This window comes from Sphaerisporangium dianthi (assembly GCF_042654065.1).
GTDB lineage: Bacteria > Actinomycetota > Actinomycetes > Streptosporangiales > Streptosporangiaceae > Sphaerisporangium > Sphaerisporangium dianthi.
Map to the genome: position 1 here is coordinate 469,985 of NZ_JBHSFP010000002.1, position 21,717 is coordinate 491,701.

Genomic DNA, 21,717 nt, shown 5'->3' on the forward strand with positions numbered 1-21,717 from the left:
GCGTTTAAATTATGTGAATTCTCGAAGATCGAAAAGCGATTGTGATACGGCTTTTCCGGCTTCAGGTGCCGGCGCGATAGCGGTGCATCAGAGCGACCGCCATCGCGCCCTCGCCGACGCCCGAGGCGACCCGCTTGACCGAGCGGGCGCGCACGTCGCCGGCCGCGAAGACACCCGGCACGCTGGTCTCCAGCGGATACGGCTCGCGTTCCAGGCCCCACGCGGCGGCGGGCACGTCCGAGCCGGTCGGCAGGAAGCCGTGGTCGTCGCGCTCCACCACGCCGTCGAGCCACGCGGTGCGCGGCTTGGCCCCGATGAAGGTGAAGACGAAGCGGGCCGCCTCCTCGGCCTGCTCTCCGGTGGCCGAGTCGGCCAGCGTGATGCGTTCGAGGTGCTCCTCTCCGGCCAGGCCCACCACCCGTGTGCCCAGCCGGACCTCGATCGCGGGCGTCCGGCGGATCTCGTCCACCAGATATTGGGACATCCCCGCCTCCAGCGAGGATGCTCGGATCAGCATGGTGACCTTGCGCGCGTACTTCGCGAAGTGCAGCGCCGCCTGCCCGGCGGAGTTCGCGCCCCCGATCACGTGGACGTGCTCGGACGTGCACGACTGGCTCTCGGTGGTGGCCGCGCCGTAGTACAGGCCCGCGCCGGCGAACCGGTCGGCGCCGGGGATGTCCAGCCGGTTGTAGGACACGCCCATGGACAGCAGCACGGTCTCGGCGCTGATCTCGGTGCCGTCGGCCAGCGTGATGACGCGCGCGGGGTCCGCCCGGCGCAGGGCCGTCACCTCCACCGGGTACAGCAGCTCGGCCCCGAACCTGCGCACCTGCGAGACCGCCCTGCGGGCCAGGTCGCTGCCGGCCAGCCCGGTCGGGAAGCCGAGATAGTTCTCGATCAGGCTGGACGTCCCCGCCTGCCCGCCCGGCACGTCGGAGTCGACCATCAGGGTCGACAGCCCCTCGGAGGCGGCGTACACCCCGGCGGCCAGCCCGGCCGGGCCGGCCCCGATGATGACCGTCTCGTAGTGCGGGCGTGCCGCCGCCATGGGCAGCCCGAGGCGCTCGGCGAGCTGGGCGCTGGTCGGCGCGGCCAGGTGGTCGCCCTCGGCGAACACCACCAGCGGCAGCGCGTCCCGCCGGCCGTCCGCCAGCCGCCGCGCCTCGGGGTCGGCGTCGACGTCCAGGAACCGGAAGGGCTGCTCGTTGCGCGTCAGGAAGTCCCGCACCGCGTGGGTCGCCGGCGAGACCGGGATGCCGACCACCTTGATGCCCTGGTAGGCGGGCCGGTGCGCGGCGAGCCAGTCGGACAGCAGGTCGTCGAGCACGGGGAACAGCCGCTCCTGCGGCGGGTCCCAGGGCTTCATCAGGTAGTGGTGCAGCCGTACCCGGTTGATCGCGGTGATGGCCGCGTCGGTGTCGGCGTACGCGGTGAGCAGCACCCGCCGCGCGTCGGGGAACCGCGCCCCCGCCTCCAGCAGGAACTCCACGCCGGCCATCTCGGGCATTCGCTGGTCGACCAGGAACAGCGCCGGGTCGACGCCGCGCTCGTCCAGCGCGTCGAGGATGCCGAGGCCCTCCTTGCCCGAGGTCGCGCCGAGGATCCGGTAGCTGCCGGAGTAGGTCGCGCGCAGGTCCCGCCGCACGGCCCTGAGCACCTGCGGATCGTCGTCCACGGCCAGGATCACCGGCTTGCCCGTCTCGTCGCTCACGTCTGTCCGTCCTCCTCGTCCACATGTGAACACCGGGCCATGGCGGCCTCCAGAATCGGGACGTGCTCCAATCGAGAGCTTCAGCGTAGATACGCACTCCGATCAGCTCTCGTGAACCTGATTTAGTCCGGCGAATCGGAGCCGGCGGCCGGTCGCGTGGCGCCCGTATCCGACAAAGTGCGCGCGGATGCTTTGACCCCCCGGCGGGCCGGTGCGAGGCTCCGTCACACCCGGCCCGGGGAAGTCTCGCGGGCCGGTGGTCGCATCCGGCCCCGGGGAGTCTCGTGGGCCGGCGGTCGCATCCGGTCAGGGGAAGACCCCCGGCCGGTGGTCGCATCCGGCCTGGGAGCCGCCCTGGCCGGCGGTCGCACCTGGCCCCGAAAGGAGCCCGTCCATGGGCGCACCAGATCTCCTTCCGGACGAACTCCGCGCGCACCCGCTGTTCGACGGGCTGACCGAGGAGCAGTACGAATGGCTCGCCGAGACCGGCCGGTCCCGCGAGCTCGCCGACGGCGAGGTGGTCTTCGCCGAGGGCGCGCCCGCGCGATTCTTCGTGGTGCTGCTCGACGGCGAACTGCTCATCTCCAAGGTGGTCGACGACAGGGACGAGGTGCTCGCCCGCCACTCCACCAGGGACGGCGCGGAGGAGCGCGCCATGCTCGCCCACACCTTCACCGGCGAGCTGTGCGTCCTGGCCGGCGATGCCTACCTGGCCACGGCCACCTCGGTCGGCCGCAGCCGCGTCGCCCTCTACGACAGGACCACGTTCCTGCAGATGCTGGTGCGCGCCCCGCGCGTGTCGGAGATGGTGGTGCCCGTCCTGGCGCTGCGCGCCCAGGACATGATCGTCAGCGGCGGCCGTCGCTCGACGCTAGCCTCGCTCGGCACCCTCGCCGCGGGCATCGCCCACGAGCTGAACAACCCCGCCTCCGCCGTGATCCGCGCGATCGGCGAGCTGGACGGCGCCGTGGAGGAGCTGGAGGCGGCGGCGGAGACCTGGGGCGAGACGGCGAGCAAGGCCGAACGCGAGGCGCTCGGGGTCGCCCGGCGCGACTGGATGACCCGCGCGCGCGGCAGCGGTCCCGGCGACGCGCTCGCCATGAGCCTGCTGGAGGAGGAGCTCCAGGACTGGCTGGAGGACCACGGGCTCGACGACGGGTCCTCCCTTTCGCCCCTGCTGGCCGAGCGCGGTCTGGACACGAGCTGGCTGGACACCTTCGCGGGGCTCTTCGACGCCGCCCGCCTCCCCGCCGCCCTGCGCTACCTGTCGGAGAGCCTGCGCATCCGCTCGTGCGTCGTGGACGTGCGCGACGCCGGCACGCGGGTCTCCGCCATCGTCAAGAACACCAAGGAGTACACCAACCTGGACCGGGCGCCGGAGTCCGACGTCGACGTGCGCGAGGGTCTCGAGTCGACGCTGGCGATGCTGCGCCCGAAGCTCGCGGGCATCACGGTCGTGCGCGACTACGCCCGGCCGCTGCCCCGCGTCCCCGGCTACCCGACCGAGCTGAACCAGGTGTGGACGAACCTCGTCGACAACGCGGCGGGCGCGCTGGGAGGGCGCGGGGAACTGCGCGTCAGCGTGCGCGGCGAGGGCGGGTGCATCCTGGTCGAGGTGGCCGACAACGGCCCCGGCATCGACCCCGACGTGCTGCCGCGGGTGTTCGAGCCGTTCTTCACCACCAAGGACATCGGCGCGGGCACCGGCCTCGGCCTCCACCTGTCCCACCGGATCGTCACCCGGCGGCACCGGGGGTCCATCACCGTGCGGTCGCGTCCCGGCGACACGCGTTTCCAGGTGCGGCTGCCCGGACGGGCCGCGTCCGGGGCCCCGCTGGACGGCGACGCCGCGTGCCGGGCCGTGCTGGACGACCACGACGTGCCGGAGGCGGTCCTGAACGACCACAGCGTGCCCCAGGCGGTGTGAACGGCGCCGGAGGTCTCCGAGAGGGCGTGGCGGACGTTGGCGAGAGGCCTCCGGGGCGCGGCCGACCAGAGCGAGGCGGACGGCGGCGAGGTCTTAGAGCGTGGCGTCCGGGGACGTGGGGGTGGCCACGGGGTCAGGGCCGTTCCGGCGGTGCCTGACCTCGGCCCAGGTGAGCAGGGCGAGCAGGCCGGCCAGCGCCGCCGTCTCCGCGAGCGGCGAGAAACCCGCGGACGTGAGGCCGAGCAGCAGGGCGCCCAGCGCGGTGGCGACGCGGGCGGCGACCAGCCTGCGCGCCAGCGGCCGGCGGATCGCCAGGTGCGCCCCGGTCGTGGCCAGCAGGAACACCGCGGCTCCGCCGGTCAGCGCGAGGCCCGCGTTCGCCGGCATGTGCGACTCGCCGGCGTGCTCGATGAGGGCTTCGGACCCGACGGCCGTTGCGGCCAGTCCGGCGAAGATCAGCAGGTGGCCGTAACCGTAGGCGAACCCGCGCACCAGCGACGAGCGTCCGCTGGTCAGCGCGTTGATGATCACGCGGTGGTCGACGTGTTCGAAGTACACCCACCACAGGCACGCCGCGATGACGAAGGCGAAGAACGCGACGGGAAGCGCGCCGGTGGTCGACGAGGCACCCCGGGCGCCCCATGCCACCGCGACCACCGACTCGCCGAGCACTATCAGGGTGAACAGGCCGAGCCGCTCGGGCAGGTGCGAGGCGTGCGCCGGCGGCGAGGCCACCGTCAGGTACGCCATGAACGGGGTGGCGATCTCCACGAGCAGCGCGAGCGCCCACAGGAACAGGTGCCAGGGCGCCGGCACGGCGATGGAGGCCAGCCAGAGGACCCCGCCGCAGCCGAACCCCACGACGTAGATGCCGCACAGCTGGCGCAGCGCGGCGTTCTGCGCGGCGCCGGGGTGGGAGTGCGGGTGCCGGGCCGCGTCCGGGGTGGCCCTCGCCTCCCGGGCGGAGGCGGCGCCGGCCGAGGTGGCGCGGGCGGAGGAGGCGGCGCGGGCGGAGGTGGCGTGGCGCGCGTAGCCGTACAGGCCGACCAGGATGGCCTGGAGGACGGCGTTGGCCAGCGCGAAGCCGTGCGCACCGTCCAGCGTGCCGCCCGCGGGGGCGATGGCGACGCCGATCGTGCTGGCCAGCACCAGCGAGCCGAACATGCCCGCCAGCAGGGCGATGCGGAAGTGCGTCGCGTCCGTCTCGAAGAGGTCGGCGTAGTAGGCGAAGCTCATCCACACCCACCACACCGGGACGAAGAGCGCGCAGAACACCACGAGCCCATGGAGCGTCAGATCCGCGTGCAGCAGGCGCGCCAGCTCTGACACGGCGGCCACGAAGACCAGGTCGAAGAACAGCTCCAGCCACGAGGCGTGCGTCGCCTCGGTGGAGCCGGCCAGATAGCGCAACGTGGGAGAACGTGTGGTGCTCACGAGCCTCCTAGGTGAAGCGCCTCCCGCGCGAAGCGGCACGAGACGAGTACGACGAGCGTCCTACGCGAAGCCCTGCGAACACAACCAGCGACGCGCACGAACAGCCTGGCCGCTTGCCCGCCGTACGGGGGCGCCGGTCCCGCCGCACCACTCCTCGCCGCCGCGGCGCCCAACCGACGAGCACGGCCCCGGCGGGGACGGCCGGGGCCGTGCTCGGGAGGGAGGTGCGGAGGAGGTGCTCGTCGGTGGGGAGCGCCGGTTGTGGTCGTGGAGCTGGTAGGTGGGGGCGCTTCGCCGGGAAACGCTGGTGGTGGGGGTGTTCAGGAGAGGATGAGTTCGGGGGGGATCTGTCCGGGGGGGAGGTCGAGGAGGCGTATGACGGCGCCGGCGATGTCCTCGGGGCGGAGCATCGACGAGGGGGGCGCCCAGGAGCGCGCCCAGTCGGCCATCGGCGTGTCGACCAGTCCGGGGCAGATCGCGCAGGCGCCGACGCCCTCGCCGGACAGCTCCTGGTGAAGGGCGGCGGTGAAACCGACCACGCCGAACTTGGCCGCGCAGTACAGCGAGAAACCGGGGTCGGCGCGCTTGCCGGAGATGGAGGCGATGTTGACGATCAGCGGGCTCGCCTCCCGCGCCACCTTGCGCAGGTAGGGCAGGGCCGCCTGGCAGAACAGGATGGTGGCGCGCAGGTCCACGTCCAGCACCTCGGTCACGGTGGCCGTGCTGTAGGACTCGAAGGGGCCGGTGGCGAGCAGGCCCGCGCTGTTCACCAGCACGTCGAGCCGTCCCCAGCGCTCGATGTGCGCGGCCACCGCGGCGTGCGCGGCCTGCGGCTCGGCGACGTCGGCCACCACCGTGTGCACCGCCCCGCCGCCGGTCGCGGAGCCTCCGCGACCGGCGGCGCCGAGCCGTTCGGCGGCGCGGCGGAGCCTGCTCTCGTCCCTGCCGAGCACGGTGACCGCGTGTCCGCGGGTCACCAGCGCATCGGCCACGGCCAGGCCGATGCCGCTCGAACCGCCGGTCACCAGTGCCGCGTGCCTGGGGCTGCTCATCGGTTTCTATTCCTCCACGATGTCGGGGACGATGGCGGCGAGCGCCCGCTCGGCGAGCGCGCCGATGGTCAGGGCGGGGTTGGTGCACGCGGCGCTGCCGCCCGGCAGCAGCGCGCCGTCGACCACGTACAGGCCCGTGTAGCCGTTGACGCGGCCGTACTCGTCGGTCGCCAGGCCGAGGGGGACCCCGCCGCAGGGGTGGCCGGTGAGGCCGGCGTCGATGGCCTCGATCTTCCCGGTGCCGAGCCGCTCGAACGCCGAGCGCGCCCCGTCGGCGATGACGGTGGCCTCGGGGTCGTCCGCGGGCCAGGTCAGGCCGACCGTGTCGGTGCGCTTGTCGTAGGCGAACGCGCCCTTCGCCGGGCCGAGGCCCATGCCGATGAGGCCCATGAAGCCCTCGGGCATCCCGGCCTGGGGGATGGGCATGGCGGCCATGGCGATGGGCGCGACCGGGTTGTCCAGGTCTTCGAGGACCACGCCCGCCGGGCCGCCCTCGCTCGGCCCGGTGGGCGGCAGGCCGCTCCTGATGATCACCAGGTCGCCGTTGGCGCCCCAGCGCGTGCCGACCGCGTCGTCGAGCTTGGGCAGCGCGCCGGTGTCGCGGGCGCGGACGAGCAGCCGCGTCGTCGCGACCGAGCCGGCGGCCAGGAACAGGTGCCGGGTGTGGATGTCCCTGCGGGCGATGACGCGGCCGTTGTCGTCGAGCTCGTCGACCGTGACCAGGTACCCCGTGCCGTTCTCCCGCACGTCGGTGACCTGGTGCAGCGGCAGCACCTCGACGTTGCCGGTGGCCTCGGCCATGGGCAGGTAGGTGCGGTCGAGGCTGCGCTTGGCGCCGCTGTTGGCGCCGTACCAGACCTGGCCGGCGATCTGCGAGGCGGGGACGGCGCCGGCCAGCTCGGCGCGGATGACGTCCCAGTCGAGGCCGAGCTCGAACAGGCGGGCCGTCATCCCGGCCGCGGCGGCCTCCTCCAGCAGCACCCGCTGGCCGCGGTAGTGCTCGTGGGCGAGCACGTCGGCGGGCATGGTGGACACGCCGACGGCCTCGCGGACCTTCGGGTACCACACGTCGTCCATCTCGTCGTAGCTCAGCCAGTTCGGGAACACCCGGCCGAACAGGTCGCGTCTCGGCTGGTACAGCACGGTGTTGTAGACCAGGGAGCCGCCGCCGACGCCCGCGCCGACCAGGACGTCGATGCCGTTGCCTTTGACCCGCTCGAGCACCCCGGTGTACACGTCGATGGGCAGGCCCTCCTGCGCGGGCGCGACGGTGACCGGGCTGAGCCAGGCGGCGCGGCCGTCGGGGGCGTCGTAGGTGGCGAAGGTGTCGTGCGCGTCGGTGACCGGCCAGCGGCGTCCGCGTTCGAGCACGAGCGTCTGGACGCCCGCCTCGCCCAGGCGCAGCGCGGCGATCGCGCCGCCGAACCCGCTGCCGACGACCAGTGCCTCAGTGTCCCGCATTGCCGCCTCCCGCTATGAGCACGGTGACCTCGTGATCGGCCCCGAGGACCTCGCGCGCGAGGTCGAGCGGGGTCTTGCCGTCGTGACCGGTGAGGCCGAGCGGCGCGCCGGCCTCGACCATGACCTGGGCGCACTCGGCGTAGCCGTGCCAGAGCGCGTCGTGCAGAGGGCTGTAGCCGTTGGTCGCGCCCTGGAAGCCGAGATCGACCTCAGGGTGGGCGACCAGCAGGCGGGTGATGTCCGCGTGACCGTTGTAGACGGCCTTGTGCAGCGGGACGGCCCCGAACGTCGGCTCGACGGCGTTGACGTCGGCTCCGGCGGCCAGCAGTTCGGCGGCGATCTCGGTGTGCCCGTCGCGGCAGGCCACCAGCAGGGCGGTGTGCGCGTCGTTGAAGCCGTTGACGATCGGCCAGCGCGCGTCGGCGGGGAATCCCGCGGCGAGCAGTTCGCGCACCTTGGCGAGGTCGCCGCCGGTCACGGCGTTCATGAGGGCGTGGCCGGCGGCCGCCTCGTCGTCGGCCTCCTGCCGGGCGCGCAGGAGCTTGTCGGACTCGATGAGGCGTTCCTTGCCGAAGGTGTTGACGTTCAGCTCGTACTGGAAGTGCTCTTTCATCGAGAAGCCGTAGTGGGTGGACAGGTTGAGTCCGGCGCCGTGGTCGAGGAGCACCTCGACGATGCCCGGCCACTTGAACCACAGGGCGTCCATGAGGGGCGTGTGGCCGGTGGTCGCGGCGACGGCGTCGACGAAGGCGCCGGCGCCGAGCAGGTCGCGCACGACCTGCGTGCTGCCGCCCTGGCAGGCCTTGTGCAGGGCGGTGGCCCCGGCCTTGGCGTCGGTGGTGAAGACGTCGGCCCCCGCGTCGAGCAGCGCCCGCACGGCGGGGGCGTCCGCGCGGCCGGAAGCGATCATGAGGACGTTCAGCCCGGTTTCGGAATCGCGCTCGTCGGGATCGGCGCCGGCGCTCAGCAGGTCGCGGATCTCTCCGACGGCGCCGCGGCGTACCGCCGCGGTCAGCTCGCCTTTCATGTGCCACCTTTCGGTAAGGCATCCGTTGAGCTGGACAGTAGGCCCGGCCGCCCGCGGTGGCCATAACCGGCGGCTTTTCGCCTGGCACTTTGTCAGTTGGCGTCCTGCGGCGCAAGCCGACCGAGGATAAACCGATATTTCTGGAATGCCATGTGACTTGACTTAAATGCTCGATTCAATCCGCTATGTCGAGAAGTAATGGCTTCTGCTTTGACGGTGGCGGAACGGCGCTGCGATCGTCCCAGTGAAGATCCCTGGCGAAAAGGAGATCGCATGATCCACCAGTTCATCCTGGCCGCCCCGAAGCCAGGCATGACCGCACAGGAGTTCCAGGATTACTGGGTCAACGTCCACGCGGTGAAGTTCGCCGCCAAGATCCCGCAGATCCGGCGCTACCTGATCGACTCGCGCGTCCCGTCCACCGCGGACCGCGGGACCCCGGCGCTGCCCCACCAGGGGATCGCGGAGATCTGGCTGGCCAACGAGCAGGAGCAGCTCGCCTCGCTGCAGACCGAGGAGTTCCTCCACGGGGCGCGGCTCGACGAGCCCAACTGGGCGGCCTTCTGGATGACCATCGTCGTGGACACCGACGCCCACGAGATCGTCCCCGGCCCGCCGCTCACCGAGGCCGCCCCGTCCTGGGTCAAGGTGACCACGCTGATCAAGCGCAGGCCCGGCATGACCCTCGGCGACCACCGCGAGCGGACGCTTTCCGAGTACGCCCCGCTCGTCAGCGGCCTGCCCGGGCTCCGCCGCCACCTGCACGCGCACACCAAGGACGGCTACTACACCTTCGGAGAGGCGTCCTTCGACAGCGTCGAGCAGATCTGGTTCGACGACGTCGCCGCCGCTGAGGAGGCGCTGGCCTCCCCCTACTACACCGAGAAGGTCGCGCCGGCGCTCGACGCCGTCGCCGACCCCGCGCACGTGTTCTCCCTCACCACCCGGGAGAACTGGATCATCGGCCCCCAGGAGGAGCGATGAGCAGGAAGGTCCTGGTGCTCCTGTCCGAGCACGGCTACTGGGGAGAGGAGCTGCTCGGACCTCTCACCCACTTCGACCAGCGCGGATACGAGGTCGTCTTCGCCACGCCCACCGGCGGGCGCGCGCACGCGCTGCCGCCGAGCATGGACCCCGACTACGTCGACCCGCCGCTCGGCCGCTCGGTCACCACGCCCGAGGTGGCCAAGCTGGTGAGCGAACTGGACGAGTCGGACCGGCTGGACAACCCCCTCGACATCTCCGCCGTGGTGCCCGACCGCCCGTACGTCAGCGACGACGACTACCTGCACGCCCTTGAGGCGTACAACAGGGCGCTGGACCGGCTGGCGGAGCACATCGACGCGTTCGACACCATGCTCATCGTCGGCGGCAGCGGCCCCATCGTCGACCTGGCCAACAACGGCCGCGTCCACGCGCTGATCCTCGGCTTCCTCAAGGCCGGCAAGCCGGTGGCCGCCGAGTGCTACGGCGTCGCCTGCCTGGCGTTCGCCCGCGACTGGGAGGACCGCAAGAGCATCATCTGGGGCAAGCACGTCACCGGCCACTGCAAGGAGTACGACTACAAGGACGGCACCGGCTTCCTCGGCACCGACTTCACCATGGGCCCGCCGCCGTACCCGCTGGAGTACATCCTGCGCGACGCCACCGGACCCGACGGCCGCTACCACGGCAACTTCGGCAAGGAGACCTCGGTCATCGTCGACTACCCGTTCATCACCGGCCGCTCGACGCCCGACTCCTTCCTCACCGGGCAGAAGATCGTCGAGACGCTGGAAGACGGTCTGCGCCGGTTCGGCTGGTGAGCCCGATGGACGCCAGAAGCGGCAACGAGGCGATCATCGAGCAGTTCCTCGCCGACGGCATGCGGTACATGTTCGGCAACCCCGGCACGGTCGAGCAGGGTTTCCTGGACGCGCTGGAGAAGTACGACGACTTCCACTACATCCTCACGCTGCAGGAGACCGTGGCGGTGGGCATCGCCGACGGCTACGCCCGCGCGACCGGCGGCCCCGCCCTGGTGCAGCTGCACAGCGGCGTCGGCCTCGGCAACGGCATCGGCATGATGTACCAGGCCAAGCGCGGGCACACCCCGCTCGTCGTGGTCGCCGGCGAGTCCGGCGTGCGCTACGAGGCGATGGACGCGCAGATGGCCGCCGACCTGGTCGCCATGGCGAGGCCCGTCACCAAGCACGCCACCCGGGTGACCGACCCGTCGTCGGTGCTGCGGGTGCTCCGGCGCGCCGTCAAGATCGCCATGACCCCGCCCCGGGGCCCGGTGTTCGTGGCGCTGCCCCTCGACGTGCTCGACCGGCCCAATGACGAGCCGGTCGTGCCGTCGGTGATCCCGCACACCGTGTCGGCCCCCGACGCAGGGACGATCCGGACGGCGGCGGCGCTGCTGTCGGGCGCCACGGCGCCGCTCGTGCTGTTCGGCGACGGCGTCGCCGCCTCCGGCGCCCAGGCGGAGCTGACCCGCGTGGCCGAGCTGCTCGGCGCGGACGCGTGGGGGGTGGAGATGTCGGAGGTCTCCATCGACGCCCGCCACCCGCTGTTCCGCGGCCAGGTCGGTCACATGTTCGGCGAGGTCAGCCGGGCCGTGGTCGGCGAGGCCGACGCCGTGCTCGTCGTCGGCACCTACCTGTTCCCCGAGGTCTTCCCCGACCTCTCCTCGCCCTTCCGGCCCGACGCCCGCATCGTGCACGTCGACCTGGACGCCTATGAGATCGCCAAGAACCACCCGGTGACGCTCGGCCTGGTCGCCGACCCCAAGGCCACCCTGGCCGCGCTCGCCGCGGAGCTCACGGCCTCGATGGCGCCGGACGAGCGCGAGGCCGCCGCCCAGCGCATGCTGCGCGCCACCGAGCGGGCGCGGCCGGCCCCGCCCGGCGAGGAGTCGCTGCTCGGCGCCTTCGCCCAGAAGCTCGCCGAGCGCGCGCCGGCCGACCTGATGGTCTTCGACGAGAGCCTGACCGCCTCCGGCGTGCTCGGCGCCCATCTGCCGCCGAGGCTGCCCGGGCACTGGTTCCAGACCCGCGGCGGCTCGCTCGGCGTGGGCATCCCCGGCGCGATCGGGATGAAGATCGCCCATCCCGGCAAGACGGTCGTCGGCTTCACCGGCGACGGCGGGAGCATGTACACCATCCAGGCGCTGGCCACCGCGGTCCGCGAGGGCGTCGGCGCCAAGTTCGTCATCTGCAACAACCGCGGGTACCGGCTGCTCGACCTCAACATCGAGCAGTACTGGCGCGAGCGGGACATCGCCCCGCACGCCTTCCCGCGCTCCTTCGACCTGGCCTACCCCGACCTCGGCTTCACCGACATCGCCCGAGGCATGGGCGTCGCGGCGATGCGCGTGGAGAAGCTCGACCAGGTGGAGGAGGCCGTCGAGCGGATGCTGCTCGACGACCGGCCGTTCCTCATCGACCTCATCACGGAGTGACCGTGGCCGATTCCCGCGTCGCCATCCTGATGGAGAGCGACTACTACGAACCCGAGATCTTCTACTACCAGCGCAGGTTCGCCGAGGAAGGCATCTCGGTCGACTTCATCACCCGCCTGTGGGGACAGACGTCCATCACCTTCACCGGACACGAGTACCGCGCGCCCTTCCCGGTCTCGCTGAGCCTGGAGGATGTCGACCCGTCGGACTACGGGGCGCTCATCGTGCCCTCGGGCATGGTGTCCGACCGGCTGCGCTACACCGAGGACGTCGACCGGCTCGCGCCGGCCACCGAACTGCTCCGCCGGGCCTTCGAGGACACCCGCGTCATCAAGGGGATCATCTGCCACGGCATGTGGCTGGCGTCCTCCATCCCCTACGTCGTGCGCGGACGCAAGATCGTCTGCCACAACAACCTGGTCGGCGACGTGCGGAACATGGGCGCGGAGTACGTCGACAAGGACGTGGTGATCGACGGTGACCTCGTCACCGGACGCTCGGGACAGCACTGCCACCTGTTCGCGAGGACCCTCGTCGACCTGCTCACCCAGAAGGACGAAACCCTATGAACTTCACCTTCTCCGACACGATCGCCGGCCAGGTCACCGCATACGACCGGCCCACCAGCACCGCCACGGTGGTCACCGCCGACGGGCGCGAGTTCGCGGTCTCGATGGACGGCGGGCCGAGCGCCGAGCTGATGCGCAACCTCGGCGAGCCCTACACCGACGCCTCGGGCCAGCTGGACGCGATGCTGGTGCCCGGCCGCTTCCTGTTCGCCTACGGCGTCTTCTACCCGCACGGCGACGGCCACATCTTCGACGCCAAGCGCGTCGTCTTCCTCGGCCGGCGCCCCGGCGAGTACCGCTTCGAGGAGCAGAACTGGTGGATCCACCAGCTCGAGGAGATCGCCGCCTTCTACCGCAAGGCGCAGTTCGGCGACGGGCCGGTGGACTTCGCGGACTACCGCACGAACATCAGGCTGGGCGGGGAGAAGACCGACAGCCACGTGCAGGAGACCGACACGATCTCGCGCCTGGTCTACGGCATGGCCTCGGCGTACATGCTCACCGGGAACGACGCCTACCTCGAGGTCGCCGAGCGGGGCACCGAGTATCTCAGGGCGAACCTGCGCTTCGTCGACGCCGACGAGGACATCGTCTACTGGTACCACGGGCTGAAGATCGAGGGTGACGTGCAGCGCAAGCTGTTCACATCAGAGTTCTCCGACGACTACGACGCCATCCCGATGTACGAGCAGATCTACGCGCTCGCCGGCCCCGTCCAGACCTACCGGATCACCGGCGACCCGCGCATCAAGAGCGACGCCGAGGCGACGCTGCGGCTGTTCGACCGGTTCTACCTGGACCGCGAGAGCGGCGGCTACTTCTCGCACATCGACCCGATTCTGCTGAGCGCCGACCACGAGTCGCTCGGCGAGAACCGCGCCAGGAAGAACTGGAACTCGGTCGGCGACCACGCCCCCGCCTACCTCATCAACCTGTACCTGGCCACCGGCGACCCCAAGTACGCCAAGTTCCTCGAGTACACCTTCGACACCATCGTCGAGCACTTCCCCGACGACAAGAACAGCCCGTTCGTCCAGGAGCGCTTCCACCGGGACTGGTCGCACGACACCGCGCACGGCTGGCAGCTCAACCGCGCGGTCGTCGGCCACAACCTGAAGATCGCCTGGAACCTCATGCGGATGAACTCGCTGAAGCCCAAGGCCGAGTACGCGGAGCTCGCCACGCACATCGGCGACATCATGCCGCCCATCGGCGGCGACCGGCAGCGCGGCGGCTGGTACGACGTGGTCGAGCGGATGCGCAGGGAGGGCGAGGAGCACTACCGCTTCGTCTGGCACGACCGCAAGGCGTGGTGGCAGCAGGAGCAGGCCGTGCTGGCCTACCTCATCCTGTTCGGCGCCACCGGCCAGGACCGCTTCCAGGACGAGGCCCGCGGCGCCGAGTCGTTCTACAACGCCTTCTTCCTCGACCACGACGAGGGCGCGGTCTACTTCAACGTGCTCGCCAACGGCCTGCCGTACCTGCTCGGCACCGAGCGGCTCAAGGGCAGCCACTCGATGAGCATGTACCACTCCTCCGAGCTGTGCTTCCTCGCCGCCGTCTACAACAACCTGCTCATCAGCGGCAAGGCCATGGACCTGCACTTCAAGCCCGACCTCGACGGGTTCGACGACCGCGTCCTGCGCGTCGCCCCCGACCTGCTGCCGGCCGGTTCGATCAGGATCGGCGCGGTCGAGATCGAGGGCGAGCCCTACGACGACTACGACGCCGACGCGCTCACCGTCCGGCTCCCCGAGACCCCCGGGCGCGTGAAGGTCAAGGTCACCGTGGAGGCCGTCCGATGACGGCCGGCGTCAGCCTCAGCACGGCGGGCGGCGTCACCGTCGCCCGCGTCGAGGGAGAGATCACCAGCGCCACCGCCCCCGGGGTCCAGGACCGGCTGCTGCCGCTCGTCGGACGCTCCGGCACGCTGCTCATCGACTTCTCCGGCGTGTCGTACGTGTCCAGCGCGGGCCTGCGCATGCTGCTGATCCTCTACCGGCGGGCCCAGCAGGCCGAGACGCGGGTCGTCCTCGGCGGCCTGTCGGAGGAGGTGCGGTTCGTCATGTCGGCCACCGGCTTCCTCGGCTTCTTCGAGGTCGCCGACGACCTGGAGAGCGAGATGACGCGCCTGGCCACCGAGATGGGACCGGTGCGGCCGTGACCGCCGAGCGCGTCGACCTGCCGCGGATCGACGACTTCCCGACCCGGCGCATCGGCGCCTACCGCGCGCGGCAGGGCCGGCCCTACCCGCACGGCGCCACCCTGGTGCCGGGCGGGGTGAACTTCTCGGTCTTCTCCGACGGCGCCACCGCCATGACGCTGGTGCTGTTCCGGCGCGGCGCCGCCGAGCCGATGGAGGAGCTGCCGTTCCCGCCCGAGTACCGCATCGGCAGCGTCTTCACCATGACCGTCTTCGGGCTGGACCTGGAGGACCTCGAATACGGCTACCGCGCGGAGGGCCCGTTCGACCCGGCGCGCGGCGACCGGTTCGACCCGCGCGCCATCCTCGCCGACCCGCACGCGCTGCTGCTGTCCGGGCGGGACGTCTGGGGCGTCCCGCCCGACTGGAGCAGGCCCTTCCAGTACCGGTCCATGATCGCCCTGGAGGACTTCGACTGGGAGGACGACGTGCCGCTGCGCACGCCCAGCGAGGACCTGGTCATCTACGAGACGCACGTGCGCGGCTTCACCCGCCACCCCTCCTCGGGGGTGGCGGCGCCGGGCACCTACGCCGGCCTGCGCGAGAAGATCCCCTACCTGCGGGAGCTGGGCGTCAACTGCGTCGAGCTGATGCCGATCTTCGAGTTCGACGAGTTCGACAACGCGCGCGTCAACCCCGCGAGCGGCGAGCGGCTGCACAACTACTGGGGCTACAACACCATCGGCTTCTTCGCCCCGAAGGCCGGCTACGCCGCGACCGGCGCGTACGGCATGCAGGCCGACGAGTTCAAGGCGCTGGTCAAGGCCCTGCACAAGGCCGGCATCGAGGTGCTGCTCGACGTGGTGTTCAACCACACCGCCGAGGGCAACGAGCAGGGCCCGACGATCTCGTTCAAGGGCCTGGACAACGCGACCTACTACATGCTCACCCCCGAGGGGTACTACTACAACTTCAGCGGCACCGGGAACACCGTCAACTGCAACCACCCCGTGGTGCGCGACTTCGTGCTCACCTGCCTGCGCCACTGGGTGTCGGAGTACCACGTCGACGGCTTCCGCTTCGACCTGGCGGCGATCCTGGACCGCGGCCCGGACGGCAGCCCGCTGCCCAACCCGCCCCTGCTGGAGCAGCTCGCCTACGACCCGATCCTGCGGCACACCAAGCTCATCGCCGAGGCGTGGGACGCCGGAGGGCTCTACCAGGTCGGGCACTTCCCGAACTACGGCCGCTGGTCGGAGTGGAACGGCAAGTACCGCGACGTCCTGCGCAGGTTCCTCAAGGGCGACGAGGGCACCGTCGGAGAGCTGGCGGCACGCGTCGCCGGCTCGCCCGACCTGTACGGCGGGCGCGGGCCCGCCGCCTCGGTGAACTTCATCACCGCGCACGACGGCTTCACCCTCAACGACCTGGTCTCCTACAACGACAAGCACAACGAGGCCAACGGCGAGGGCAACGGCGACGGCGCCAACGACAACAACAGCTGGAACCACGGCGCCGAGGGCCCTACCGACGACCCCGCGATCAACGCGCTGCGCATGCGGCAGATGAAGAACGCGCTCGCGATATTGCTGGCCAGCCAGGGCGTCCCCATGCTGCTGGCGGGCGACGAGGTGGGCCGCACCCAGCTCGGCAACAACAACACCTACTGCCAGGACAACGAGCTGTCGTGGTTCGACTGGACGCAGGTCGACGCCAACGCCGAGCTGCTGCGGTTCGCCCAGCGGATGATCGCCTTCAGGCACGCCCACCCCATCCTGCGCGAGGGCAGGCACCCGCTCGGCGTCGACACCACCGGGGTCGGTCAGCCGGACGTGAGCTGGCACGGGGTGAGCGCCTGGCGGCCCGACTGGTCGCCCGGCAGCAGGCTGCTGGCCGTGATGCGCTGCGGGCGCGACGCGGACGGGGCGACCGACCAGGTCTACATGGCGATGAACTCCCACTGGGAGGGGCACGACCTCGAACTGCCCGAGCCCGCCGGCGGCGTCTGGCGCGTCTTCGCCGACACCGGCGCCCCGGCGCCGCACGACGTCCACGAGCCCGGCGCCGAGCCGCCGGCCGGCGACTCCGGGCGCCTGTACATCGCACCTCGCTCGGTGGTCATCCTGACCCGCTCCGACGACTAGGAGAACGCACGTGGCATTCATCGCAACTCTCAGCACCGGCGCGGGCACCGCGACCATCCGCCTGGCCGGCGAGCTCGACGCCTCGACGGCGCCGGAGTTCCACGACGCCATCGACGACGCCGTGGCCACCGGAGCCCCCAGCCTGGTGATCGACGCCTCCGAGCTCACCTACATCGCCAGCGCCGGGCTGCGCGCCCTGGTGTTCGCCCGGCAGAAGGTCGCCGAGGACGTCGTGATCTCCCTCACCGGCGTGACCGAGCCCGTCCTGAAGGTCATCCGCATGGCCGGGCTGGACCACGGCTTCGCCATCACCGGCTCGTGAGCCCGTCGTGCCGCGCATACCGGCGTCCCTTTCGTCCCTCGACCAGGTGGCGGACTACGTACTGGCCCTAGCCGAGCGCGCGGGCCTGTCCTCCGGCCTCGCCGAACGGCTGCGCCTCGCGGCCGACGAGCTGGCGACCAACATCGTGGTCCACGGCTACGGCGAGGCGGGAGGCGCCTTCGCGGTCGAGGGCGGGATGGACGGAGAGTCGGTCTGGATCAGGTTCGAGGACGACGCACGGCCGTTCGACCCCAGGGCCGGATACCGGCGCCCGGAGTACGGGCTGCCTTTCGCACAGCGCCGCATCGGCGGCCTCGGGGTGTATCTGGCCCTGACCGCCGTGGACGGCTTCACCTACCGGCGAGTCGCGGGGCGCAACATCAGCACGCTGCGGATCCTGCGGGATGGAGCACATCACAATGACCAGCGTTCTCGTGCTGGATGACGATTCGCCGCCCCCCGGCCTGCGGCGGGCCCTCGCCGAGGCGGGGGCCCGGGTACGGGTCCACTCACCGGCCGACGTGCTCACCACCGAGCGGATGCCCGACGTGGACGTGCTCCTGGCCTCCGCGGCGGTGCCGCCCAACATCGTCCGCGCCGTCGCCAGGCGGATGGACGAGGAGGGCAGGCAGCCCACGATGCTCGCCTACACCGAGCATGACTTCGGCGCGCTGGAGGGCCACGTCCACGCCGGAGCCGACTACCTGATGCCCCCGTTCCTGACCTCGCTCGTCCGCGCGCGGCTCGGAACCTGCCGCGAGCAGGCCGAACTGGGCCGCGCGCTGCGCCTGGCGGGAGGCGAGGCCGACCTGCACCGGTACGAGCGCGAGCTGGAGATCGGCAGGGAGATCCAGCTCGGCTTCCTGCCCGACTCCCTGCCGACGCCGGCCGGCTGGGACATCGACGTGCGCTACCGCCCGGCGCGGACCGTCGCCGGGGACTTCTACGACGTGTTCGAGCTGGTCAACCGCCGCCGGCTCGGCCTGGTCGTCGCCGACGTGTGCGACAAGGGCGTGGGCGCCGCGCTGTTCATGGCGCTCATCCGCAGCCTGCTGCGCCACACCGCCGAGAACGGCGGCGTCCACGGCCTGAAGAACGTCGACCTGCCGGGCGACGCGCGGTCCATGCCCGTGGCCGGCGCCGCCACCCTGCTGAACGCCGTCGAGGCCACCAACGACTACCTCACCCGCAACCACGTCCACCAGGGCTACTTCGCGACCATGTTCTTCGCGGTGCTGGACCCGGTCACCGGCGGGCTGGTCTACATCAACGGGGGCCACAACCCGCCCGTGCTGATCCGCGGCCAGGGCGGGCCCCCGCTGATCCTCGACCCGACCGGGCCGGCCGTGGGCGTGCTGCGCGACTCGACCTTCACCCTCGGCCACGCCCACCTGGACCCGGGCGACGTGCTGTTCATCTACACCGACGGGGTGACCGAGGCGCGCGGCCCCGAGCGGGACTTCTTCGGGGAGGACAGGATGCTCGACGTGCTGAGCGATGGCGCGGGCTCGGGAGACGACCTGCTGCGGCGCGTCGACGGCGCCCTGACCGGGTTCGTCGGCGCGGCCGAGCAGTCCGACGACATCACGATGCTGGCCCTGCACCGGACCGGCGTCTGATGGCCCGCGTCATCACCATGCACTCCTACCGGGGAGGCACCGGCAAGTCGAGCACGGCGGCCAACATGGCGCTGCTGTTCGCCGCCGGCGGCCTGCGGGTGGGCGTGCTGGACACCGACATCCAGTCCCCGGCCGTGGACACGATCTTCGGGATCGCGCCGGACCCCTCCATGTGCACCTTCGCCGACTACCTGGTGGGCCGCTGCGAGATCGAGGACGCCGCCCGGCCCGTGGCGGGAAAGGACCTGTTCGTCGTCCCGAGCCGGGCCGGGTTCACCGCCATCAACGAGATCATGACGAGCGGTTACGACCTCGGGCTGCTGAACGAGGCCGTCACCCGGCTCGTCGCCTCCCTGTCCCTGGACGTGCTCATCATGGACACGCACACGGGCATCAACACCGAGACCGTCACCGCGGTGGCCGGCTCGGACGCGATGGTCATCGTCACCCGCGCCCACCGGCTGGACCTCGCCGGGGCGGCCGAGAGCGTCGCCCTGGCCGACCGGCTCGGCTGCAGGCAGCGGGTCGTGGTGGTCAACATGGTCCCCGCGGGGACGGAGGACGGCGAGCTGGTGCCGCAGGTCGAGCAGGCCTACGGCCTGCCGGTCGCCGCGGTCCTGCCCTACGTCCCGGCGATGGCGGGGCCGGCGGGCGACCAGATCTTCGTCACCGCCGACCCCGGGCACGCCCTCGCCGCGGGCTACCACGACATCAACGCCGTGGTGATGTCCGACACCGTCTGCCGGCTCCCATCCTGAGGGGGCCGGCGGCCGTTTTCGGGGAGGGGCGAAGCCGCGTGGTCTGACAGCCGACCTGACGCAGTAGCCGCGCGTGAGTGTCGATCACCGGCCCGCCACGGGTACCGTTACGTGCAGTGAACGTTTAATCGCTCCCTGGTTGAAGGCGGGAGAGACGAAACCGTGAGCTTCGTTGTCAGGCGTGACGGTCACCGGCTCGAGGGCATCCCCTTCCCTTTCCGGCGGCTCGGTGAGTCCGATCTGCGGCGCATCCACGCGGGCCGGCACCAGCGGCTCTGGCAGGTGCTCGGCGCGCACACCGCCGCCTCGGGCACGACCTTCGCGGTGTGGGCGCCGAGCGCCCGCGAGGTCCGGGTGGCGGGCGACTTCGACGGCTGGCGGGGCGAGGCGCACCGCATGCGCCCGCTCGGCGCGTCCGGCGTCTGGGAGCTGCACGTCCCCGGCGTCGGCGACGGCTGCCGCTACATGTACGACATCCTGGGAGCCGACGGTCAGTGGCGGCGCAAGGCCGACCCGCTCGCCTCGGCGTCCGAGCGCTCCCCGTCCACCGCGTCGGTCGTCTTCACCGCGAGGCACCGCTGGCGCGACGCCGCGTGGCTGGAACGCCGGGCCAGGGCGGTGGCGCAGGAAGAGCCGATGAGCCTCTACGAACTGCATCTCGGCTCATGGCGCCCCGGGCTGACCTACCGCGAGCTGGCCGAGGTGCTGCCGGGGTACGTGGCCGGCCTGGGCTTCACGCACGTCGAGATCATGCCGGTGGCCGAGCACACCTCCGACGAGCGGCTGCCCACGGCGTTCTACGCGCCGACCGCCAGGTACGGGGATCCCGACGACTTCCGGCGCCTGGTGGACGGGCTCCACCAGGCGGGCGTCGGCGTCATCCTCGACTGGACGCCGCTGTGCTTCGCCGCCGACGATGAGGCGCTCGGCCGCTTCGACGGGACCCCCCTGTACGAGGCCGTCGACGCGGGCGACGAGAGCCTGCGCGAGCGCGGAGGCGGTTTCCGCGAGGCTCCCGCCTCCTACGCCTTCGACCACCGCAGTCCTTGGGTGCGCAACTTCCTGCTGGCCAACGCGCTGCACTGGTGCTCGGAGTTCCACATCGACGGGCTTCGCACCGCCGGATACCCCGGTGTCCGCGATCCCGAGGCCGTCGCCTCCTTCTTCCGCGAGGTCAACTCGGTCCTGCACTGGCAGAGTCCCGGGGCGGTGACGATCGCCGAGGGGCCGAGCGCGGCCGAGAGCGTCGAGTCGCTCACCGGCGTCGCCGGGCCGGGCTTCGACTTCCGCTGGAACACCGGCTGGACGCAGGACTGCCTCGGCTACCTGGCCAGGGACCCCGGTTCGCGCAGGTACCACCACGGAGAGATCACCTTCCCCTTGGTGTACGCCTACTCCGAGCGCTACATCCTGCCGATCTCGCACATGCTGGGGTCGCTGTCGTCCGCACTGCCCGGCGACGCGCGGTGGCGGCGGGCCGGCCTTCGCGGCTTCCTCGCCTACATGTGGGCCCACCCGGGCAAGCAGTTGCTGTTCATGGGCCAGGAGTTCGCGCACGAGGGCGAGTGGCGCGGTGCCGTCGGACTGCCGTGGGAGGACGCCGACGAAGGCGTCCGCGCCCTGGTGCGCGACCTGAACGCCGCCTACCGCCGGCTGCCCGCCCTGTGGCGGCTGGACTCCTCTCCCGAGGGGTTCCGCTGGATCGCCCCGGACACCGCGGGCGACAGCGTTCTCGCCTTCCTGCGCTATGACCTCGACGGCACGCCGCTGGCGTGCGTGTGCAACTTCTCCCCGGTCGCCCGCGAGGGCTTCAAGGTCGGGCTTCCGTTCCCGGGCCGGTGGACCGAGGTGATCAACACCGACGCCGCGCCGTACGGGGGGAGCGGGGTCGGCAACCTCGGCGGCGTGGAGGCGGCGGCCGTCCCGTGGCACCGCGGCGAGGCGAGCGCGTCGGTGGTCCTGCCGCCGTTGTCGACCGTGTGGCTCCGCCCGGTTTCTGACAAAGTCAGCTTTCCCTAGCGCAAAAAAACCGCACGGGCGGTATTGTTTTCCTCGGCACCTCTTTACGGGTGTTCGCCTTTCGAAAACTCTCTGGGCGCGGACGCGGA

18 protein-coding genes are annotated in these 21,717 nt (G+C 71.4%); 13 read left to right on the forward strand and 5 right to left on the reverse strand.

Annotated features, from left to right (window positions below):
* Positions 1-61: 61 nt before the first annotated feature.
* Entirely contained in the window at positions 62-1,711 is a 1,650-nt protein-coding gene (locus ACFO60_RS05140) for an FAD-dependent oxidoreductase (protein ID WP_380837588.1), read from the reverse strand.
* 394 nt (positions 1,712-2,105) lie between these two features.
* On the opposite strand from ACFO60_RS05140, the gene ACFO60_RS05145 reads away from it, so the two are divergent.
* The gene (locus tag ACFO60_RS05145; protein WP_380837591.1) at positions 2,106-3,638 is read left to right on the forward strand and encodes a sensor histidine kinase; all 1,533 of its coding nucleotides are present in this window, start codon (positions 2,106-2,108) and stop codon (positions 3,636-3,638) included.
* A 93-nt stretch (positions 3,639-3,731) separates the two neighbouring features.
* On the opposite strand, the gene ACFO60_RS05150 is transcribed toward ACFO60_RS05145, so the two are convergent.
* The 4 genes from ACFO60_RS05150 to ACFO60_RS05165 all read right to left on the reverse strand — a co-directional run bounded on the left by ACFO60_RS05150 (position 3,732) and on the right by ACFO60_RS05165 (position 8,612).
* On the reverse strand, positions 3,732-5,072 hold the full coding sequence (locus ACFO60_RS05150) for a low temperature requirement protein A (protein ID WP_380837594.1): 1,341 nt from the start codon (positions 5,070-5,072) through the stop codon (positions 3,732-3,734).
* A 320-nt stretch (positions 5,073-5,392) separates the two neighbouring features.
* Positions 5,393-6,124 (reverse strand): SDR family oxidoreductase, encoded by a 732-nt coding sequence (locus tag ACFO60_RS05155; RefSeq protein ID WP_380837598.1) that lies wholly within the window; start codon positions 6,122-6,124, stop codon positions 5,393-5,395.
* Positions 6,125-6,130: 6 nt separating this feature from the next.
* On the reverse strand, positions 6,131-7,585 hold the full coding sequence (locus ACFO60_RS05160) for a GMC family oxidoreductase N-terminal domain-containing protein (RefSeq protein WP_380837600.1): 1,455 nt from the start codon (positions 7,583-7,585) through the stop codon (positions 6,131-6,133).
* Entirely contained in the window at positions 7,572-8,612 is a 1,041-nt protein-coding gene (locus ACFO60_RS05165) for an ankyrin repeat domain-containing protein (RefSeq protein ID WP_380837603.1), read from the reverse strand. Before ACFO60_RS05165 ends, ACFO60_RS05160 begins: the two co-directional genes overlap by 14 nt.
* 273 nt (positions 8,613-8,885) lie before the next feature.
* Between ACFO60_RS05165 and ACFO60_RS05170 the strand changes: the two genes are divergently transcribed.
* The 12 genes from ACFO60_RS05170 (at position 8,886) to ACFO60_RS05225 (ending at position 21,628) form a co-directional block, all read left to right on the forward strand.
* Positions 8,886-9,596, forward strand: coding sequence for an EthD domain-containing protein (locus ACFO60_RS05170; protein ID WP_380837606.1), 711 nt, complete (start codon positions 8,886-8,888; stop codon positions 9,594-9,596).
* The gene (locus tag ACFO60_RS05175; RefSeq protein ID WP_380837609.1) at positions 9,593-10,417 is read left to right on the forward strand and encodes a type 1 glutamine amidotransferase domain-containing protein; all 825 of its coding nucleotides are present in this window, start codon (positions 9,593-9,595) and stop codon (positions 10,415-10,417) included. The genes ACFO60_RS05170 and ACFO60_RS05175 overlap by 4 nt, the downstream gene beginning before the upstream one ends.
* 5 nt (positions 10,418-10,422) lie before the next feature.
* Positions 10,423-12,054 (forward strand): thiamine pyrophosphate-binding protein, encoded by a 1,632-nt coding sequence (locus ACFO60_RS05180; RefSeq protein ID WP_380837611.1) that lies wholly within the window; start codon positions 10,423-10,425, stop codon positions 12,052-12,054.
* A 2-nt stretch (positions 12,055-12,056) separates the two neighbouring features.
* Positions 12,057-12,623, forward strand: coding sequence for a DJ-1/PfpI family protein (locus ACFO60_RS05185; RefSeq protein ID WP_380837614.1), 567 nt, complete (start codon positions 12,057-12,059; stop codon positions 12,621-12,623).
* Complete coding sequence (locus ACFO60_RS05190) at positions 12,620-14,428, forward strand: AGE family epimerase/isomerase (protein ID WP_380837616.1); 1,809 nt, start codon at positions 12,620-12,622, stop codon at positions 14,426-14,428. Before ACFO60_RS05185 ends, ACFO60_RS05190 begins: the two co-directional genes overlap by 4 nt.
* Entirely contained in the window at positions 14,425-14,787 is a 363-nt protein-coding gene (locus tag ACFO60_RS05195; RefSeq protein WP_380837619.1) for an STAS domain-containing protein, read from the forward strand. Before ACFO60_RS05190 ends, ACFO60_RS05195 begins: the two co-directional genes overlap by 4 nt.
* The gene (glgX, locus tag ACFO60_RS05200) at positions 14,784-16,910 is read left to right on the forward strand and encodes a glycogen debranching protein GlgX (RefSeq protein WP_380837621.1); all 2,127 of its coding nucleotides are present in this window, start codon (positions 14,784-14,786) and stop codon (positions 16,908-16,910) included. Before ACFO60_RS05195 ends, glgX begins: the two co-directional genes overlap by 4 nt.
* A 10-nt stretch (positions 16,911-16,920) precedes the next feature.
* Positions 16,921-17,232 carry an STAS domain-containing protein gene (locus ACFO60_RS05205; protein WP_380837623.1) on the forward strand — a complete coding sequence of 104 codons (312 nt, stop codon included), beginning with the start codon at positions 16,921-16,923 and terminating at the stop codon, positions 17,230-17,232.
* A 7-nt stretch (positions 17,233-17,239) separates the two neighbouring features.
* Positions 17,240-17,677, forward strand: coding sequence for an ATP-binding protein (locus tag ACFO60_RS05210; RefSeq protein WP_380837626.1), 438 nt, complete (start codon positions 17,240-17,242; stop codon positions 17,675-17,677).
* On the forward strand, positions 17,652-18,851 hold the full coding sequence (locus ACFO60_RS05215; RefSeq protein ID WP_380837628.1) for a PP2C family protein-serine/threonine phosphatase: 1,200 nt from the start codon (positions 17,652-17,654) through the stop codon (positions 18,849-18,851). Before ACFO60_RS05210 ends, ACFO60_RS05215 begins: the two co-directional genes overlap by 26 nt.
* Positions 18,851-19,609 carry a MinD/ParA family ATP-binding protein gene (locus ACFO60_RS05220; protein WP_380837631.1) on the forward strand — a complete coding sequence of 253 codons (759 nt, stop codon included), beginning with the start codon at positions 18,851-18,853 and terminating at the stop codon, positions 19,607-19,609. The genes ACFO60_RS05215 and ACFO60_RS05220 overlap by 1 nt, the downstream gene beginning before the upstream one ends.
* A gap of 162 nt (positions 19,610-19,771) precedes the next feature.
* Positions 19,772-21,628: an alpha amylase C-terminal domain-containing protein gene (locus ACFO60_RS05225; RefSeq protein WP_380837634.1), complete on the forward strand. Its 1,857-nt coding sequence runs from the start codon at positions 19,772-19,774 to the stop codon at positions 21,626-21,628.
* The last annotated feature ends 89 nt before the right edge of the window (positions 21,629-21,717 follow it).

Coding starts and splice junctions, on each gene's coding strand:
- ACFO60_RS05145 (WP_380837591.1), top strand. CDS start 2,106: ATGGGCGCACCAGATCTCCTTCCGGACGAACTCCGCGCGCACCCGCTG.
- ACFO60_RS05155 (WP_380837598.1), bottom strand. CDS start 6,124: ATGAGCAGCCCCAGGCACGCGGCACTGGTGACCGGCGGTTCGAGCGGC.
- ACFO60_RS05160 (WP_380837600.1), bottom strand. CDS start 7,585: ATGCGGGACACTGAGGCACTGGTCGTCGGCAGCGGGTTCGGCGGCGCG.
- ACFO60_RS05165 (WP_380837603.1), bottom strand. CDS start 8,612: ATGAAAGGCGAGCTGACCGCGGCGGTACGCCGCGGCGCCGTCGGAGAG.
- ACFO60_RS05170 (WP_380837606.1), top strand. CDS start 8,886: ATGATCCACCAGTTCATCCTGGCCGCCCCGAAGCCAGGCATGACCGCA.
- ACFO60_RS05175 (WP_380837609.1), top strand. CDS start 9,593: ATGAGCAGGAAGGTCCTGGTGCTCCTGTCCGAGCACGGCTACTGGGGA.
- ACFO60_RS05180 (WP_380837611.1), top strand. CDS start 10,423: ATGGACGCCAGAAGCGGCAACGAGGCGATCATCGAGCAGTTCCTCGCC.
- ACFO60_RS05190 (WP_380837616.1), top strand. CDS start 12,620: ATGAACTTCACCTTCTCCGACACGATCGCCGGCCAGGTCACCGCATAC.
- ACFO60_RS05195 (WP_380837619.1), top strand. CDS start 14,425: ATGACGGCCGGCGTCAGCCTCAGCACGGCGGGCGGCGTCACCGTCGCC.
- ACFO60_RS05215 (WP_380837628.1), top strand. CDS start 17,652: ATGACCAGCGTTCTCGTGCTGGATGACGATTCGCCGCCCCCCGGCCTG.
- ACFO60_RS05220 (WP_380837631.1), top strand. CDS start 18,851: ATGGCCCGCGTCATCACCATGCACTCCTACCGGGGAGGCACCGGCAAG.